Consider the following 17,910-nt stretch of genomic DNA (forward strand, 5'->3'; position numbering starts at 1 on the left):
GAATCGAATGCTTCCGGCTCTGTGGGTTGCCAAAACAGGTCTGTCCGCCCAGGACACTAACCTGACCACCATTTCCAACAACCTGGCGAACGTTTCGACCACGGGTTTCAAACGTGATCGCGCCGAGTTCCAGGACCTGCTGTATCAGATCAAGCGTCAGCCTGGCGCCCAGTCGACCCAGGACAGCGAGCTGCCGTCGGGCCTGCAACTGGGTACCGGTGTGCGCATCGTCGGCACCCAGAAGAACTTCACCGCCGGCAGCCTGCAGACCACCGAGCAGCCGCTGGACATGGCCATCAACGGCCGCGGTTTCTTCCAGGTCCTGCAACCGGACGGCACCACTTCCTATACCCGTGACGGCACCTTCCACCTCAACCGCAACGGCCAGATCGTCACCGCCAGCGGTTTCGCCTTGGAACCGACGATCGTCGTGCCGGACGACGCCCAGACCTTCACCGTGGGCCAGGACGGCACCGTCTCGATCACCACAGCCGGCAACCCGGCCTCGCAAGTGATCGGCAACCTGCAGACCGCTGACTTCATCAACCCGGCCGGCCTGCAAGCGACGGGCAACAACCTGTTCCTGGAAACCGCCGCCAGCGGCGCGCCGCAAGTCGGTACCCCGGGCCTCAACGGTTTCGGCACCACCCTGCAGAACACCCTGGAAACCTCCAACGTCAGCACCGTTGAGGAGATGGTCAACATGATCACCACCCAGCGCGCCTACGAGATGAACTCCAAGGTGATCTCCACCGCCGACCAGATGCTCTCGTTCGTCACGCAGAATCTGTAATCAAGTCCTGGGGCGGCCCAGCGGCCGCCTGCAACACCATGAGGTAGGGTCATGAATCGCTTTGTATCTGTTCTCGCACTGAGTGGGTTCGTCGTGCTCGGAGGCTGCGTGGCCCCGACGCCGAAGCCCAATGACCCGTATTACGCTCCGGTGTTGCCACGTACTCCGTTGCCGGCTGCGGCCAACAACGGCTCGATCTACCAGGCCGGCTTCGAGCAGAACCTCTACAGCGACCGCAAGGCGTTCCGCGTGGGCGACATCATCACCATCACCCTCAACGAGCGGACCCAGGCGAGCAAGAATGCCAACTCGCAGGTCGACAAAAACAGCAAGACCGGCATCGGCCTGACCTCGTTTTTCGGTGGCGGCCTGAGCACCAATAACCCGGTGGGCGGCGGCGACCTGAGCCTGGACGTCGGTTACAGCGGCGACCGGGCCACCAAGGGCGACAGCAAGTCCGGCCAGAGCAACAGCCTGACCGGTTCGATCACCGTGACGGTGGCCGACGTGCTGCCCAACGGCATCATCGCCGTGCGCGGCGAGAAGTGGCTGACCCTCAACACCGGCGACGAGCTGGTGCGCATTGCCGGCCTGGTGCGCGCCGACGATATCGCCACCGACAACACGGTTTCCTCGACCCGCGTCGCCGACGCCCGCATCACCTATTCGGGCACCGGTGCCTTTGCCGATGCGAGCCAGCCGGGCTGGTTCGACCGTTTCTTCCTCAGCCCGCTGTTCCCTTTCTAGGTGGCTACGTTGAATTTCAAACGCCTCATGCTGGCCGCGCTGTTGCTCTCGGCGGCCTGCAACGTTCAAGCCGAACGGCTGAAGGACATCGCCAGTATTTCCGGCGTGCGTTCCAACCAGTTGATCGGCTACGGCCTGGTGGTCGGGCTTAACGGCACCGGCGACCAGACGACCCAGACACCCTTCACCCTGCAGACCTTCAACAACATGCTGTCGCAGTTCGGCATCAAGGTGCCGCCGGGCTCCGGCAATGTGCAGTTGAAGAACGTCGCGGCGGTATCGGTGAGCGCCGATCTGCCAGCGTTCGCCAAGCCGGGGCAGCAGGTGGATATCACCGTGTCCTCCATCGGCAACTCCAAGAGCCTGCGCGGTGGCACCTTGCTGCTGACGCCACTCAAGGGGATCGACGGCAACGTCTACGCCATCGCCCAGGGCAACCTGGTGGTGGGCGGTTTCGACGCCGAGGGGCGTGACGGTTCGAAGATCACGGTCAACGTTCCGTCGGCCGGTCGCATCCCTGGCGGTGCCTCGGTGGAGCGCGCGGTACCGAGCGGTTTCAACCAGGGCAACAGCCTGACCCTGAACCTCAACCGTTCCGACTTCACCACCGCCAAGCGCATCGTCGACAAGATCAACGACATGCTCGGCCCGGGCGTGGCCCAGGCCATCGACGGCGGTTCGATTCGCGTTACCGCGCCGCTCGATCCGAGCCAGCGCGTCGACTATCTGTCGATCCTCGAGAACCTGGAAGTCGATCCGGGGCAGGCGGTGGCCAAGGTCATCATCAACTCGCGCACCGGCACTATCGTCATCGGCCAGAACGTCAAGGTGTCGCCAGCCGCCGTGACTCACGGCAGCCTTACCGTGACCATCACCGAAGACCCGATCGTCAGCCAGCCTGGCCCGCTGTCCAATGGCCAGACCGCGGTCGTGCCACGCTCGCGGGTCAACGCCGAACAGGAAGCCAAGCCGATGTTCAAGTTCGGCCCGGGCACCACCCTCGACGAAATCGTGCGTGCGGTGAACCAGGTCGGCGCGGCACCGGGCGACCTGATGGCGATCCTCGAAGCCTTGAAACAGGCCGGCGCGCTGCAAGCCGACCTGATCGTGATTTGAGGTAGGGGCCATGGATATTCGCAAGAGCGGTCTGGTCAGCAGCGGCGATTCGGGTTCCTACTCGGACCTCAACCGGCTTAACCAGCTCAAGGTCGGCGACAAGAACAGCGACGCCAACATGCGCAAGGTGGCGCAGGAGTTCGAGTCGCTGTTCCTCAACGAAATGCTCAAGTCCATGCGTTCGGCCACCGAAGCGCTGGGCAAGGACAACCCGCTCAACACCCCGGCGGCCAAGCAATACCAGGAAATGTACGACCAGCAACTGGCGGTTTCCATGTCCCGCGAGGGCGGTGGCATCGGCCTGGCCGATGTGCTGATGCGCCAGATGTCGAAGAACAAGTCTACTAATCCTGCCGCGGCGGCGACCCTGCCCGGCGCCCAGGCTGAAAAGGTCGCGCTGACTGAAAAGGTCGCGACGCCAACCGCCATCGCTGCCGGCACCACCGCTTTGGGCGGGCCGTTGTCGCGGGTCAATGGTCAGCGCCCGTTGTGGGCGTCTCGTGCACTGGAACCGCAGCGCGCCGCCGACAGCGGTCCCCATAACGATATGGCGCTGCTCAATCAGCGGCGTATTTCCCTGCCGAGCAAGCTGACCGATCGCCTGCTGGCGGGCATCGTGCCGTCGGCCGACAGTGCCGCCGCCAACCGGACGGCCTTGCCGGAACGCACCACGGCCGCTACCGACGCGCTGGTCAAGAACAGCTCGCGCAGCTTTGCCGCGGTGCCCCACGGACGCATGCAGATCTACGGTCGCGCCGTGGCCCAGCCACCGTTGGCGCCGGCGAAGAAAGCCTTCAGCTCGGCGGACGAATTCGTCGCCACCATGCTGCCGATGGCGCAGCGGGCCGCCGACCGCATCGGTGTCGATCCGCGCTACCTGGTCGCCCAGGCCGCGCTGGAAACCGGCTGGGGCAAATCGGTGATGCGCCAGCAGGACGGCAGCAGCAGCCACAACCTGTTCGGCATCAAGGCCGGCAGCAGTTGGAAGGGCGACCAGGCGCGGGCGATCACCAGCGAATTCAGAAATGGCCAGATGGTCAAGGAGACGGCCGAGTTCCGTTCCTATGCCTCGTATCAGGACAGCTTCCACGACTTGGTGACCTTGTTGCAGAGCAATAATCGCTATCAAGAAGTGCTGAAGTCGGCCGATAACCCCGAACAGTTTGTACGCGAGTTGCAAAAGGCCGGGTATGCAACCGACCCGGACTACGCAAGCAAGATTTCGCAGATTGCCAAGCAGATGAAGAGCTACGAGAACTACGCTGCGGCGGGCGCTTCCACGAATTTATAAGGTCTGAATCATGAGTTTGCTCAATATCGGGATGTCGGGGCTGTCAGCCAGCCAAATGTCGTTGATGACCACGGGTAACAACATCGCCCACGCCGATACCGCCGGTTATTCGCGCCAGCAGACCGTGCAGGGCAGCAAGGCTTCGAACCAGTACGGCAATGTCTTCATCGGCAGCGGTACCACCCTGGCCGACGTGCGCCGGGTGTACAACAGCTATCTGGACGCCCAGCTGCAGACCACCACCTCGCTGAACAGCGATGCCGCCGCCTACCTGGGGCAGATCACCCCGGTGGACAAGCTGCTGTCGGACAGCGGCACCGGTATCACCGGCGCGCTGACCAAGTTCTTTGCCTCGATGCAGAACGTCAACGCCAAGCCGACCGACGACGCCTCGCGCCAATTGCTGCTCAGCGATGCGCAAGCCCTGAGCAACCGCTTCAACTCGGTTTCCAGCCAATTGAACGAGCAGAACGCCAACATCAACGGCAACCTGAGCAGCATGGCTGACCAGGTCAACAAGCTGGCGGCCACTGTCGCCCTGCTGAACCAGAAGATTTCCGAAGTCTCCGGTGGCGGCGGCATGCCCAACAACCTGCTTGACGAGCGCAACGAGACGCTGCGCCAGCTGTCGCAGTTCGTCAAGGTGGATGTCTCGGAGCGCGGCTCGAGCGTCGACCTGTACCTGGGCAGCGGCCAGCCGCTGGTCGTGGGTAACACCACCAGCAAGCTGGAAGTGGTCCCCGGAAAGACCGACCCGACCCGTTCCTCGCTGCAGCTCAATCGCGGCTCGAGCACTATCGATGTGACCTCGGTGGTCACCGGTGGCGAGATCGGCGGCCTGTTGCGCTATCGCAACGAGGTGCTGGACCCGGCGATGAACGAACTGGGGCGCGTGGCCCTGGTGATCGCCGACCAGGTCAACAGCCAGCTCGGACAAGGTATCGACAAGAACGGCGAGTTCGGCGCGGCACTGTTCAACAACATCAACAGTGCGGCCCTGATCAGCCAGCGCAGCATTGCCAACGGCAACAACAGCGCAGGCTCCGGCAACCTCGACGTGACCATCAAGGACACCGGCAAGCTGACCATCAGCGACTACCAGGTGACCTTCACCAGCGCCACCGACTACACGGTCAAGCGCTCCGACGGCACCAGCCTGGGCGCGTTCAGCACCACCACCACGCCGCCACCGGTGATCGACGGTTTCACCCTGAGCCTCAACGGCGGGGCGATGAGCGCCGGCGACAGTTTCAAGATCACCCCGACCCGTAACGCGGCCACCACTATCAAGACCGAGCTGACCGACGCCAAGCGCCTGGCCATCGCCGCGCCGCTGAATGCCGAGGTACTGCCGGGGGCCACCGGTTCGCTGAGTATTCCGGGCCTGCCGACAGTCAAGCCGGCGCTGGACATCTACAACTCGGCCGCCAAAACCGAGATGCAGACCGCGATCAAGAATTCGGTACCGGTCAAGCTGGTCTTCGACGCCCCCGCGGGCGGCAGCCAGGGCTACAAATACTACGATGCCAAGGGCACGTTGATGGGCACCGGTTCGATCGTCCCGGGGCAGAACAACACCCTGAACCTGCAGATCAAGATGGTCGATGCCAGCGGCAACCCGATCACCGACGGCGGCACACCGCCGGTGCAGAAAACCTTCACCGTGGAAATGAGCGTCGCCGGTTCGCCGAAGGAAGGCGAAGGGCTGAACGTCAAGTTCAATGGCGCCGGTTCCACCGACAACCGCAACGGCACCGCCCTGGCGGGCCTGCAGAGCAAGCAGACGGTGGATACCGGTTCGGCCAGCAAGGGCATCACCCTGGTCGATGCCTACGGCAAGCTGGTGGAGAACGTCGGTGCCAAGGCCAGCCAGGGCAAGCTCGACAGCGCGGCCACCGAGACGATCCTGGCCAACGCCAAGGGCGCGCGGGATTCGTTGTCCGGGGTCGACCTGGATCAAGAGACCGGCAACCTGGTCAAGTACCAGCAGTACTACACCGCGTCCTCGCAGATCATCAAGGCGGCGCAGGAAACCTTCGCCACCCTGATCAACAGCCTTTAAGGAGTCGTAGTCCATGCGTATTTCCACCGCCCAGTTTTACGAGTCCTCGGCTGCCAACTACCAGAAGAATTTCGCCAATGCGGTCAAGAGCAGCGAAGAGGCCAGCAGCCTGATTCGCGTCAACACCGCGGCCGACGATCCGGTAGGCGCCTCGCGCCTGCTGCAACTGGGCCAGCAGGCTTCGCTGCTGAGCCAGTATTCGGCCAACACCACCTCGATCAAGGCGTCCCTGGGCCAGGCCGAATCGGTCCTGACCAGCATCACCAGCGTTCTGGCGCGTGCCCAGGAACTGGCGAGCGGAGCCGGCAACGCCGGTTACACTGACGCCGACCGCAAGGCCAACGCCGCCGAGCTGGCGCAGATCGAAGAGCAGCTGTTGAGCCTGATGAATACCCAGGATGAAAACGGCAAGTACATTTTTGCCGGCTCCCAGGGCGACACCGTGCCGTTCACCCGCAACTCCGACGGCACCTACAGTTACAATGGTGACCAGACCACGCTGAACCTGCCGGTGGGCGACACTATGTCCATGGCCACCAACACCACTGGCTGGGCCGCCTTCCAGCAAGCCATCAACACCAGCCGCAGTCAGGTCAGCATGACCGCCCCGGCGGTGGATGATGGCCGGGTGACGCTGTCCAACGGCCAGGTGTCTTCGAATCCGAAGTACAACAGCGAGTTCCGCAGCGGCGAGCCGTACACCATCAGCTTCCTCAGCAGTACTCAGTTCAAGATCACCGACAGCGCCGGCAACGACGTGACATCCGAAGCCAGCCAGAATGGCTCCTTCAGCTCCAGCAAAGGCGCAGAAGCGCAGACCGTCAGTTTCCGCGGCGTCGATCTGCGTTTGAGCATCAACCTGAAACCCGGCGATGCTACCCCCCCGAACACGGAGATCGCCGGTCACAGCTTCACCCTGGCGGCCAAGCCCGATTCCTTCAACGTCTCACGCAGTCCGGGCAACCCGTCGACCGCGGTAGTCACTGGTGCCAGCGTCAGCAACAGCAACGCCTACAACGCCAGCTTCCCGAGCGGTGGTGCGATCCTCAAGTTCACCAGCGCCACCGACTACGAGCTGTACGCGTCGCCGTTGACCGCCGACAGCAAGCCGGTTTCCACCGGCACCATGGCCGGCTCCACTGCCACGGCGTCTGGCGTGGGCTTCACCTTCAGCGGTACGCCGGCGGCGGGCGACCAGTATGTGGTGGCGGTCAACAACCACCAGACCCAGAACGTCCTCGACACCATTAGCCAGCTGCGTACGGTGCTGGATACACCGACCAACGGTGATCCGATCGCCATCCAGAAACTCAACGCGGGGTTGCAGGCGGGGATGGCCAATCTGGCCAGCGGCGCCAACCAGGTGGCGAGCGCGGTCAGTGATATCGGTGGTCGGGGTTCGGCGCTGGAGATTCAGAACGAAACCAACCTGAGCCTGAGCTCGGCCAACACCCAGACCCAGTCGGCGATACGTGATTCCGACCCGGCCGAGGTGATGACCCGCCTGACCCTGCAACAGACCATGCTGCAAGCCTCGCAACTGGCCTTCAGCAAGATTGCCCAGCTGGGCCTGTTCAACAAGGTCTGAGCCTGAGCCCGGTCGCGCTCCTGTGAGCGCGGCCGCGCCGTCGAGCCGTCAACCGTCTTCATTAAGCGGTTCTGCGGCCCGCCTGACCAGGCCGGGCCCGCCGCTCGAGAGTTTCCCGTCGTGAATCAACGCCCGCTAGTCAGCATCGTCATCCCTGCCTTCAATCCGCGCTTCTTCAGCCAGGCGTTCGAGAGTGCGCTGGCCCAGACCTGGGAGCGGGTCGAAATCGTCATCTGCGACGACTCGGCCGGTGATGAGATCCGTCAGGCGGTGGACGCCATCTCCGAGCCGCCCCATCCGGTGCGTTATCTGCGCAACCCACGGCGCCTGGGCATGCAGAAGAACCTGCTGCGCTGCGTCGAAGAGGCGCAGGGCGAGCTGATCAAGATTCTCTGCGATGATGACCGCCTGTTCGCCCCGAGCATTGCCATGCAGGCCCAGGTGCTGGTCGATCATCCCGAGATCAATCTGGTCTGCGGCTTGCGCATGATGAGCGACGCCGGCAACTTCATTCTGCCGCCGCGGGTCGAGAACGCCCGGTTGTCGCCGAATGACGCCATGCTCAAGGGCGACGACATGCTGGCGATCCTCGAGAGCACGCCGCGCAACTTCCTCGGCAATTTCAGTTCGACCCTGATGCGCCGCGCCGATGTGCGCGAGCTGCTGCCGGCCTTGACGCAAGAGGGCGCGGGGTTTGTCGCGCTGCTGGATCTGGCGCTGTTCGTGTGCCTGATGCGGCGTGGCAACCTTGCGCTACTCAACACCGTGCTGAGCACTGAGCGCCTGTATCCGGAACGCTTGAGCAAGCAGCCGGAAATGCAGCGGGCGGAGAAGCTTGAATGGGACTGGCTGGCGCAGATGCTCGCCGCGCGCAGCGGCGAGTCGGCCCCGGCCTCGGGCTGGGTGCGTTCTGTCGACCTGGCAAAAATGTCCGAGCCATCCTGGCAGTGGGACGAACTCTGCGTGACCCGGGTGCTCGGCAACCGCAACACCGTGGTCAGTGGTCGGGTCGGCGGCGAGAGCGAAAGTTATGCCGAGTTCTACCAGGAGTGGCTGGCGATCCGCTCTTTCTCCGAGACCGAGAAGCGCAATTTGCCGCAGCGAATCGGCAGCTGGCCGGTGCGACCGCAGATCGTGCCCATTGTGATCGACGTGGCTGCCGATGGCGTGGCCCTGGAGTCGACCTTGCAGAGCCTGGCGCAGCAGTTGTATGCGCCGCAGGCGATCCTGGTCCTGTCCGATGCCGAGTGCGCGGAGCACGAACGCGTGCTGCAACTGCCGCTGGAAACGCAGTGGCCACAGCAGCTCAATGCGCTGGTGCCGCAACTGGAAGGCTGCCACTGGTTTTACCTGCTGCGCGCCGGCGACACCCTGAAGGAATCGGCGCTGCTGATCCTCGCCGAGCGCATCGCCGGGATCCCGGGCGCCCTGTGCATCTACAGCGACGAAGGCGCGCTGGTCGACGGCGAATCCAGCGACCCGGTATTCAAGCCCGACTTCAACCTGGATCTGATGCGCGGCTATCCCTATGTCGGGCGGGCTCTGGCCTTCGAGCGCCAGCGCTTCATGGCCCTGGGCGGGTTCCAGGCGCATTTCGGCGAGCTGGCGCCCCACGATCTGCTGTGGCGTCTGGTAGAGGAAGCCGGGCCGCAAACCATCGAGCACATCGCCGAAATCCAGCTCGAATCGCTGTTCAACTATGCCGACTGGTTGTCGTTGCCCGAGGTGATCGAGGGCAATGCCGGGCTGGTCGGTGCGCATCTGGAACGCATCGGCGTGGAGCACCGGATCGGCCACGACGAGCTGCCACTGATCAACCACATCGACTATCTGCACTCGCGGCGGCCGCTGGTCTCGATCATCATCCAGGCCGGGGATTCGCTGGCAGCGCTGCAGCGTTGCACCGAGAGCCTGATCGAGAAGACCGCCTACAGCCATTACGAGATCCTGATCGTCGACAGTGGCAGCCGCGACCCGGCCATGGCGGACTGGTTGCAGGCCATGGCGCAACTGGGCGCGGACATGCTGCGGGTGCTGCGTTTTGCCGGTGCTGGCGGTGCGGCGACTGGCAATTACGCGGCGCAACAGGCTCGTGGCGAATACCTGTTGCTGCTCAGCGCGAACAGCCTGATTGGCGCTGGCGACTGGCTGGACGAATTGCTCAATCATGCCCAGCGTCCGGAGGTCGGTGTGGTCGGTGCGCGGATGCTCGGCCTGGACGGTTCGATCATGCATGCCGGGCTGATTCTTGGCCTGGCCGGGGCGGCAAGCTCGCCGTTTTATGGCGAAGCCGCCAGTGCCCGCGGTTACATGCAGCGTCTGCAGGTGCCGCAGAGCTGGAGTGCGGTCAGCGGCGATTGCCTGATGGTGCGCAAGGAAGTGTTCGACAGCGTCGGTGGGCTCGACGAGGTCCATTACGTTTCCGGGCTGGGTGATGTCGACCTGTGCCTGCGGATCAATGACAACGGCTATCTGGTGGTCTGGACGCCGTATGCCAGCGTGCTGCTGACCGCCGCCCGCGAGGTATCGCAAGAGCCCGGGCAATTGGCCTTGCAGGAGCGCGAGCACGATACATTCTATCGTCGCTGGATGCCGAAAATCGCCCGCGACCCGGCGTACAACCCGGCGTTGAGCCTGGGCTACTCCAGTTTCAGTCTGGAGGCTGGCCTGCGCAATAACTGGAATCCGTTCTGTAGCCGCGCTGTGCCGCTGGTACTGGGTTTGCCGGTCAACAGTTCAGCGGTGGGCCACTATCGGGTCACGGCGCCGCTGGCCGAACTGGAGGCGACGGGCAGGCTGATTGGCCGGGTGGCCTATGAATCGCCCTCGACCGTGGAAATCGAGCGTATCGCCCCGGACTCGATCATCCTGCAATGCCGCTACAGCGACGGTGCGGTGAGCGACATCCTGCGCATGAAGAAGTATTCCAGTGCGCTGCGGGTCTTTGAACTCGACGACTATGTGGTCAGCGCGCCGAAGAAAAACACCCATGCGCGCAACCAGCCGCTGAATACCGAAGAGATGCTGCGCCAGGGCATAGCCCTGTGTGACCGCGTGGTGGTGACCACCCAGCCGCTGGCCGATGTCTTGTCGAGCATGCACAGCGATATCCGTGTGGTGCCGAACATGTTGCCGGCCGACCCCTGGGCTACCCTCACCAGCCGCCGCGGGACCTCCCGCAAGCCGCGGGTGGGCTGGGGCGGCGGCACCAGCCATACGGGCGACCTGGAAATCATCGCCGAGACAGTGCGCGAGCTGGCCAATGAAGTCGAGTGGGTGTTCTTCGGCATGTGCCCGGATGAGTTGCGGCCCTACGTGCATGAGTTCCACCCGGTGATAGGCCTGCAGGCCTATCCGTTCAAACTGGCCAGCCTCAATCTCGACCTGGCCCTGGCGCCGCTGGAGTTCCACATCTTCAACGACTGCAAGAGCAACCTGCGGCTTCTGGAATACGGCGCCTGCGGTTATCCGGTGATCTGCACCGACACCGAGGCCTATCGCGGCTACCTGCCGTGTACCAAGGTCGTAAGCAACAGCACCCAGGAATGGATCGGCGCGATCCGCATGCACCTGGCCGACCCTGAAGCCAGCTATCGCATGGGCGATGCGCTGCGCGAAGAAGTCTTGCGTGACTACATGCTGCGGGGCAACAACCTGAATCTGTGGATGCAGGGGTGGTTGCCGGATTGATCCGGGGCGGCAACTAAACAAGCCAGGCTTTCGATGCCTGGCTTTTTTATGGCGGCGATCCAGGGGGAGGGTGCGCCGGTTTTCTCGCCGCTGAAGGCGATCCTTGTGGCGTCGCCTTCCGGGTTCTCCACGGTGTCAGGGCCATGGGCCGGGACCCAGGAGCTGGCGCGTTTCCTGCAAGCCCCCTCGAAATCGCCATAAAACGAGCGCTTGCGTCAAACAGCGAAGCGCCGCCAACGGCACAAGGTTTTATCCAGAAGGCCCGCAAAAAGCTCGGTACAGCTTGGCAGAGCCCTGTGACGAACAAGAGGGGAGACGATGAAGGCAGTTATTTTGGCGGGTGGCCTGGGCACGCGCATCAGCGAGGAGTCCCATCTCAAGCCCAAGCCGATGATCGAGATTGGCGGCAAGCCAATTCTCTGGCACATCATGAAGCAGTACTCGGCCCACGGTATTCACGACTTCGTGATCTGCCTGGGCTACAAGGGGTACGCGATCAAGGATTTCTTCGCCAACTACTTTCTGCACACCTCCGACGTCACCTTCGACATGCGGGAAAACCGCATGGACGTTCACCAGAACTACAGCGAGCCCTGGCGCGTGACCCTGATCGACACCGGTGAGGAAACCATGACCGGTGGCCGTCTGCGCCGGGCCGGACGCTACCTGGAGAACGAAGAAGCCTTCTGCTTTACCTACGGCGACGGCGTTTCCGACCTGAATATCGGTGCCCTGGTGGACTTCCACCTGGCCCATGGCAAGCACGCGACCGTCACCGCGGTGCAGCCGCCTGGCCGTTACGGCGCCCTGGAACGCGATGGCGACAGCGTCCTGGGCTTTACCGAAAAGCCCAGAGGTGACGGTGGCTGGATCAATGGCGGGTTCTTCGTGCTGTCGCCCAAGGTGTTGCCGCTGCTAACGGCCGACGACACGGTGTGGGAAGCCGAGCCGCTGACCACGCTGGCCGGGCAAGGCCAGTTGCATGCCTTCCAGCACGACGGCTTCTGGCATCCGATGGACACCCTGCGTGACAAGAACCACCTGGAGCAACTCTGGCAGAGCGGGGAGGCCCCATGGAAGCAGTGGGACTGAGCGCGCAATTCTGGCGCGGCAAGCGGGTCCTGCTGACCGGCCACACCGGTTTCAAGGGCAGCTGGCTGACCCTGTGGCTGCAAAGCCTGGGAGCCGAAGTCAGCGGTTTCTCCCTGGACCCTGCGACCGAGCCGAGCCTGTTCGAGCTGGCGCGGGTTGCCGAGGGTATCAACGACCAGCGTGGCGACCTGCGCGACCTTGGCGCCTTGCTGGAGCTGATCGCCGAGACGCAGCCGGAAATCGTCCTGCACCTGGCGGCGCAACCGTTGGTACGCGAGGGCTATCGCGACCCGCTGGGTACTTACTCCAGCAACGTGATGGGCACCCTGAACCTGCTGGAAGCGATCCGTCAGGTCGGCGGCGTGCGTGCCTGTGTGCTGGTGACCACCGACAAGGTCTACGCCAACCAGGAATGGCTGTGGCCCTACCGTGAAAACGAAGCCCTGGGCGGGCATGATCCCTACAGCAGCAGCAAGGCGTGCTGCGAGTTGCTGGCGCAGTCCTATGCCGCGTCGTTTTTCCCGGCCGACAAGTACGCCGAACACGGCCTGGCCCTGGCCACGGCGCGTGCCGGCAACGTACTGGGCGGCGGCGACTTTGCCCCGGAACGGCTGATCCCCGATGTGCTCAAGGCCTGGTCGGCCGACGAGCCGGTGACCCTGCGCTACCCGCAGGCGGTGCGCCCATGGCAGCACGCCCTGGAGCCACTGGCCGGCTACCTGCAACTGGCCGCCGGCCTCTACGAACAAGGGCCGCGGTTCGCCGGGGCCTGGAACTTCGGGCCAAGCGAAGCGGACATGTGCAGCGTCGGTGAAGTGGTCGAGTTGCTGGCCGCGCGCTGGCCGGCCGCCCCCGGGCTGCGGATCGAGCCGAGCGAGCTGCACGAAGCCGGCCTGTTGCGCCTGGACAGCAGCCGCGCACGCCAGCTGCTGGCCTGGCAACCGCGCTGGTCGCTGCAGCAATGCCTGGCGCAGACCCTGGACTGGCACCTGGCCTGGCAACGAGGCGACGACATGCGCACTGTGACCCTCGCTCAACTGAACCTGTACCGGGGCGCGCTGTGAGCGAGTTTTCCTTGAAACAGCTGCCGCTGGCCGGGCTGTTCAGCGTCCAGCACAAGCGCTTCGAAGATCAGCGCGGACATTTCGCCCGGCTGTTCTGCGAAGGCAGTCTGAGTGCATTCGGCAGCGAGTTTCATATCCGCCAGATCAACCATTCCTGTACCCGCGAGAAGGGCAGTGTGCGCGGTCTGCATTACCAGAACGCCAATGCGCCGGAAGCCAAGCTGATCACCTGCCTGCGCGGCGAGGTGTGGGATGTGGCGGTGGATCTGCGTCCGGACTCCGAGACCTTTCTGCACTGGCACGCCGAGCACCTGAAGGCCGGCGATGGCCGTAGCCTGCTGATCCCGGCCGGATTCGCCCACGGTTTTCAGACCCTCACCGACGACGCCGAGCTGCTCTACCTGCACAGCGCCGATTACACGCCGGAGCACGAGGGCGGTCTGTCGGTGAACGATCCACGGCTGGCGATTGCTTGGCCGTTGCCTGTCAATAATCTGTCGGCCCGGGATTCCAGCCATCCCGCGCTCGATCAACACTTTGCTGGAGTGCGTCTATGAACTGCCGTGGGTGCGCCGCACCGCTGAGCCTGCCGCTGATCGACCTCGGCACCTCGCCACCATCCAACGCCTATGTGCATGCCGAGCGTCTTGAACAGGCCGAGCAATGGGTGCCGCTGAAGGTCGCCGTGTGCCAGCAATGCTGGCTGGTACAGACCGAGGATTACACCAGCGCCGAAAGCCTGTTCGATGCCGAGTACGCCTACTTCAGCTCGTTCTCCAGCACTTGGCTGGCCCACGCCGAGCGCTATGTGGCCGAGATGGTCGAGCGCTTTGGCTTGATGGCTGACAGCCGTGTGGTGGAAGTCGCCGCCAACGACGGTTACCTGTTGCAGTACGTGGCCGCTCGCGGGATCAAGTGTCTGGGCGTCGAGCCGACCCGCAGCACCGCGCAAGCCGCGCGGGAAAAAGGCCTGGAGATTCGTGAGCTGTTCTTCGGTCGCGACACTGCCGCGCAGCTGAAAAACCAAGGCTGGGCCGCCGACCTGATGGCGGCCAACAATGTGCTGGCCCATGTACCGGACATCAACGATTTCCTCGGCGGTTTCGCGACGCTGCTCAAGCCGACCGGCGTGGCCACCTTCGAATTCCCGCAACTGCTGACGCTGATGGCCGGCGCGCAGTTCGACACGCTCTATCACGAACACTATTCCTATCTGTCGCTGACCGCCGTGCAGGCACTGTGCGAGCGTAACGGACTGGAAGTCTTCGACGTCAGCCAACTGACCACCCATGGTGGTTCGCTACGGGTTTTCGTCCAGCGCAAGGACGGCGAACGCCGCGCCGTGCAACCGGCGGTGCAGCAGCAGTTGCAAACCGAGTTCGACGCGGGCGTGAAGACCCCCGAGTTCTACGCCACGCTGGCACCCGCTGCGGAACGCATCAAGCATGACCTGTTGCGCTTCCTGCTCCAGGCCAAGGCCGAAGGCAAGCGCGTGGTGGGTTATGGCGCCGCGGCCAAGGGCAACACCTTGCTCAATTACGCCGGGGTCAAGCCGGACTTGCTGGCCTGGGTCGCCGACGCCAGCCCGCACAAGCAGGGCAAGTTCCTGCCCGGCAGCAGGATTGTGGTGGTCGCGCCCGAGCGTATCGATAGCGAGCGCCCGGACTATGTGCTGGTGTTGCCGTGGAACCTGCTGTCGGAAGTCAGCGAGCAACTGGCCCACGTTCGCCAGTGGGGCGGGCGTTTTGTGATCGCCGTGCCCGAGTTGAAGCTGCTGTGAGTGGCCTTAAGGTACTGGTCACCGGGGCCAGCGGGTTTGTCGGCCGGCATCTGGTCGCCGCCTTGCTGGCCCGCGGCTGCCAGGTGCGGGCGCTGGCCCGTGACCCACAAAAGCTGGCCGCCATGCCCTGGGTTGGAGCGGTGGAGCGGGTGGCCGCGGACGTGCATGCCGCCGACACCGATATCGCCGCCCTGGTCGAGGGCGTCGATGCCCTGGCGCACCTGGCCTGGCCGGGGCTGCCGAATTACAAGGCGCTGTTCCACTACGAGCACAACCTGATGGCCGACTATCGGTTCATCAAGGCCGCGGTCGAGGCGGGCGTGCCCCAGGTCATGATCACCGGCACCTGTTTCGAATACGGTATGCAGAGTGGTCCGCTCGACGAGCAGACGCCGGCGCAGCCGAGCAATCCCTATGGGTTGGCCAAGCACAGCCTGCGGCTGTTCCTGGAAAACCTGCAGCAGCAACTGCCTTTCACCCTGCAATGGGCGCGGCTGTTCTACCTGCATGGCGCCGGGCAGAACCCCAACAGCCTGCTGGCCGCCCTGGACCGGGCGATCGACGCCGGCGATGCGGTGTTCGACATGTCCGCCGGCGAACAGCTGCGCGATTACCTGGCCATCGAAGACGCCGCCGCCAGCCTGGCGGCGTTGCTGCAACGGCGGGATTTTTCCGGGGTGGTCAACTGTTCCAGCGGCCAGCCGATATCGGTTCGTGCGCTGGTCGAGCGACGGGTGCGCGAGCGCGGCTCGATGATCCGCCTGAACCTGGGGCATTACCCCTATCCCGCCCACGAACCCATGGCGTTCTGGGGGGCGAACGAGCGCCTGCAACAACTATTGGGAGCAGAACATGGGGCATGAGTTGTATCGGGTCATGGACCTGCCGGTGCTGCAGAATCGCACCTTCGCCGACGCGCAGAGCGCCAGGGCGTCGGCCTGTGCCGACATGGTGCTGGTGCAGGACGAGGAGAGCGGCCTGATCTTCAACCAGGCCTTCGACCCCGACAAGCTGAGCTACGACAGCGACTACCAGAACGAGCAGGCCCACTCGGCGCAGTTCCAGCGTCACCTGCTGGATGTCGAGGGCATCATCGCCCGGCATTTCAAGGGCCGCGAGCTGATCGAGGTCGGTTGCGGCAAGGGCTATTTCCTTGAGCTGCTGCGTGAGCGGGGCTATCGCATCACCGGCATCGACCCGGCCTACGAAGGCGATAACGCCGATGTGATCAAGGCGCCCTTTACCTCTGGCCTGGGCCTGTCGGCCGATGCCGTGGTGTTGCGCCATGTGCTGGAGCATATTGCCGACCCGCGGGCGTTCTTGGCACAGATGGCCGAGGCCAACCAGGGCGGGCAGATCTACATCGAAGTGCCGTGCTTCGACTGGATCGTCGAGCATCGCGCCTGGTTCGACGTGTTCTACGAGCACGTCAACTACTTCCGCCTGGACGACCTGCGCCGGATGTTCGGCACAGTGCACGAAGCCGGCCACCTGTTCGGCGGCCAGTACCTGTACGTGGTGGCCGACCTCGGCACCTTGCGCGAGCCCGGCGAGACGCCGGTCGAGCGCCTGAAGATGCCGCTGGATTTCACTGCCAGCCTCGAGCGGGCCAAGCAGATTATCCAGGCCCAACCCGAGGCGGGCTCGGCGATCTGGGGCGCGTCTTCCAAGGGTGTGATCTATTCGCTGTTCCTGCAGCGCGCGGGCGTTTCGGTGGACCAGGTGGTGGATATCAATCCGGCCAAGCAGGGCCGTTATCTGCCCCTGAGCGGCGCTCGCGTGTCGTCCCCCGAAGAGGCCATGGCGACCTTGTCCGAGGGCGCTCACCTGTTTGTGATGAATTCCAACTATCTCGACGAAATCAAGCGCATGACCGATGGGCGTTATGTCTATCACGCAGTCGACAGCGCTTCGTTCAAATGACGTTTATTGAGACCCGACCATGACCGACAACAGCATTATCCAAGCCTTCGAAGCCGAGTGTCAGGAGCAGATCCGCGCCCAGGGCGAAGACCAGAAACTCAAGGGCCTGGCGCGCGACTTCTTCAACGAGTCCGCCGGCCACAAGTACAGCTATCACTTCTCCTGGATGGGCCGCCCGATCATCCAGCTGCCCCAGGACATGATGGCCATGCAGGAGATCATCTGGCGGGTCAAGCCGGACCTGGTGATCGAATGCGGCATCGCCCACGGCGGCTCGATCATCTACTACGCCTCGCTGCTCGAACTGCAGGGCCACGGTGAAGTGCTGGGCATCGACCTGGATATCCGCGCGCATAACCGCGAAGCCATCGAAAGCCATCCGATGAGCAAGCGCATCAAGATGATCGAAGGCTCGAGCATCGATCCGGCGATTGCCGCCAAGGTGCGCGCCGCCGCCGAAGGCAAAAAAGTGATTCTGGTACTCGACTCCAACCACACCCACGAGCACGTGCTCGAGGAGCTGCGTTTGTACGCGCCGCTGGTGTCGGTGGACAGCTACTGCGTGGTGATGGACACCGTGGTCGAGGACATGCCGGCGGACTTCTTCCCGGACCGTCCATGGGGCCCGGGCGACAACCCGAAAACCGCGGTCTGGGCCTACCTGGAAGAGAACCGCGACTTCGAGATCGATTACCAGATGCAGAACAAGCTGCTGATCACCGTGGCGCCGGATGGCTATCTGCGTCGCGTTCGTTGAATTCAAT

Annotated in this window: 14 protein-coding genes; all 14 read left to right on the forward strand. The window is 63.8% G+C overall.

The annotated features are described in order from the left end of the window. Positions 1-7 precede the first annotated feature (7 nt). Positions 8-793, forward strand: a complete 786-nt coding sequence (gene flgG, locus AC07PQ_RS27220; protein WP_007922702.1) for a flagellar basal-body rod protein FlgG — start codon at positions 8-10, stop codon at positions 791-793. A 51-nt stretch (positions 794-844) separates the two neighbouring features. Continuing rightward, complete coding sequence (gene flgH / locus AC07PQ_RS27225) at positions 845-1,540, forward strand: flagellar basal body L-ring protein FlgH (protein WP_007922701.1); 696 nt, start codon at positions 845-847, stop codon at positions 1,538-1,540. Between the two features lie 27 nt (positions 1,541-1,567). Further along, positions 1,568-2,656 (forward strand): flagellar basal body P-ring protein FlgI, encoded by a 1,089-nt coding sequence (locus tag AC07PQ_RS27230; RefSeq protein ID WP_007922700.1) that lies wholly within the window; start codon positions 1,568-1,570, stop codon positions 2,654-2,656. A 10-nt stretch (positions 2,657-2,666) separates the two neighbouring features. Further along, positions 2,667-3,947 (forward strand): flagellar assembly peptidoglycan hydrolase FlgJ, encoded by a 1,281-nt coding sequence (gene flgJ, locus AC07PQ_RS27235; RefSeq protein WP_493186504.1) that lies wholly within the window; start codon positions 2,667-2,669, stop codon positions 3,945-3,947. Between the two features lie 10 nt (positions 3,948-3,957). Next, positions 3,958-6,009, forward strand: a complete 2,052-nt coding sequence (flgK, locus tag AC07PQ_RS27240) for a flagellar hook-associated protein FlgK (protein ID WP_493186503.1) — start codon at positions 3,958-3,960, stop codon at positions 6,007-6,009. A gap of 13 nt (positions 6,010-6,022) precedes the next feature. Further along, a complete protein-coding gene (locus AC07PQ_RS27245) occupies positions 6,023-7,597 on the forward strand; it encodes a flagellar hook-associated protein 3 (RefSeq protein ID WP_101337154.1) in 1,575 nt (524 codons plus the stop codon). Positions 7,598-7,717: 120 nt separating this feature from the next. Next, positions 7,718-11,287: a glycosyltransferase gene (locus AC07PQ_RS27250; RefSeq protein ID WP_493186502.1), complete on the forward strand. Its 3,570-nt coding sequence runs from the start codon at positions 7,718-7,720 to the stop codon at positions 11,285-11,287. Between the two features lie 318 nt (positions 11,288-11,605). Next, positions 11,606-12,379, forward strand: a complete 774-nt coding sequence (gene rfbF, locus AC07PQ_RS27255) for a glucose-1-phosphate cytidylyltransferase (RefSeq protein WP_007922676.1) — start codon at positions 11,606-11,608, stop codon at positions 12,377-12,379. Then, complete coding sequence (gene rfbG / locus AC07PQ_RS27260) at positions 12,361-13,443, forward strand: CDP-glucose 4,6-dehydratase (protein ID WP_007922675.1); 1,083 nt, start codon at positions 12,361-12,363, stop codon at positions 13,441-13,443. Before rfbF ends, rfbG begins: the two co-directional genes overlap by 19 nt. Continuing rightward, the gene (gene rfbC / locus AC07PQ_RS27265; protein WP_007922673.1) at positions 13,440-14,000 is read left to right on the forward strand and encodes a dTDP-4-dehydrorhamnose 3,5-epimerase; all 561 of its coding nucleotides are present in this window, start codon (positions 13,440-13,442) and stop codon (positions 13,998-14,000) included. Before rfbG ends, rfbC begins: the two co-directional genes overlap by 4 nt. Then, positions 13,997-15,223 (forward strand): methyltransferase domain-containing protein, encoded by a 1,227-nt coding sequence (locus AC07PQ_RS27270; protein ID WP_493186501.1) that lies wholly within the window; start codon positions 13,997-13,999, stop codon positions 15,221-15,223. The genes rfbC and AC07PQ_RS27270 overlap by 4 nt, the downstream gene beginning before the upstream one ends. Further along, positions 15,220-16,086: an NAD-dependent epimerase/dehydratase family protein gene (locus tag AC07PQ_RS27275; RefSeq protein WP_493186500.1), complete on the forward strand. Its 867-nt coding sequence runs from the start codon at positions 15,220-15,222 to the stop codon at positions 16,084-16,086. Before AC07PQ_RS27270 ends, AC07PQ_RS27275 begins: the two co-directional genes overlap by 4 nt. Continuing rightward, positions 16,076-17,146, forward strand: a complete 1,071-nt coding sequence (locus tag AC07PQ_RS27280; RefSeq protein WP_007922662.1) for a class I SAM-dependent methyltransferase — start codon at positions 16,076-16,078, stop codon at positions 17,144-17,146. The genes AC07PQ_RS27275 and AC07PQ_RS27280 overlap by 11 nt, the downstream gene beginning before the upstream one ends. Before the next feature lie 19 nt (positions 17,147-17,165). Beyond that, positions 17,166-17,903, forward strand: coding sequence for a cephalosporin hydroxylase family protein (locus AC07PQ_RS27285; protein WP_007922661.1), 738 nt, complete (start codon positions 17,166-17,168; stop codon positions 17,901-17,903). Positions 17,904-17,910: the final 7 nt, after the last annotated feature.

It is taken from the genome of Pseudomonas sp. GW821-FHT09E12, from assembly GCF_059416085.1.

Bases quoted from the DNA above. Each gene is read 5' to 3' on its own strand.
- flgK (WP_493186503.1), top strand. From the start codon at position 3,958: ATGAGTTTGCTCAATATCGGGATGTCGGGGCTGTCAGCCAGCCAAATG.
- AC07PQ_RS27245 (WP_101337154.1), top strand. From the start codon at position 6,023: ATGCGTATTTCCACCGCCCAGTTTTACGAGTCCTCGGCTGCCAACTAC.
- AC07PQ_RS27285 (WP_007922661.1), top strand. From the start codon at position 17,166: ATGACCGACAACAGCATTATCCAAGCCTTCGAAGCCGAGTGTCAGGAG.
- rfbF (WP_007922676.1), top strand. From the start codon at position 11,606: ATGAAGGCAGTTATTTTGGCGGGTGGCCTGGGCACGCGCATCAGCGAG.
- flgJ (WP_493186504.1), top strand. From the start codon at position 2,667: ATGGATATTCGCAAGAGCGGTCTGGTCAGCAGCGGCGATTCGGGTTCC.
- AC07PQ_RS27230 (WP_007922700.1), top strand. From the start codon at position 1,568: ATGCTGGCCGCGCTGTTGCTCTCGGCGGCCTGCAACGTTCAAGCCGAA.
- flgG (WP_007922702.1), top strand. From the start codon at position 8: ATGCTTCCGGCTCTGTGGGTTGCCAAAACAGGTCTGTCCGCCCAGGAC.
- rfbG (WP_007922675.1), top strand. From the start codon at position 12,361: ATGGAAGCAGTGGGACTGAGCGCGCAATTCTGGCGCGGCAAGCGGGTC.
- AC07PQ_RS27270 (WP_493186501.1), top strand. From the start codon at position 13,997: ATGAACTGCCGTGGGTGCGCCGCACCGCTGAGCCTGCCGCTGATCGAC.
- flgH (WP_007922701.1), top strand. From the start codon at position 845: ATGAATCGCTTTGTATCTGTTCTCGCACTGAGTGGGTTCGTCGTGCTC.
- AC07PQ_RS27280 (WP_007922662.1), top strand. From the start codon at position 16,076: ATGGGGCATGAGTTGTATCGGGTCATGGACCTGCCGGTGCTGCAGAAT.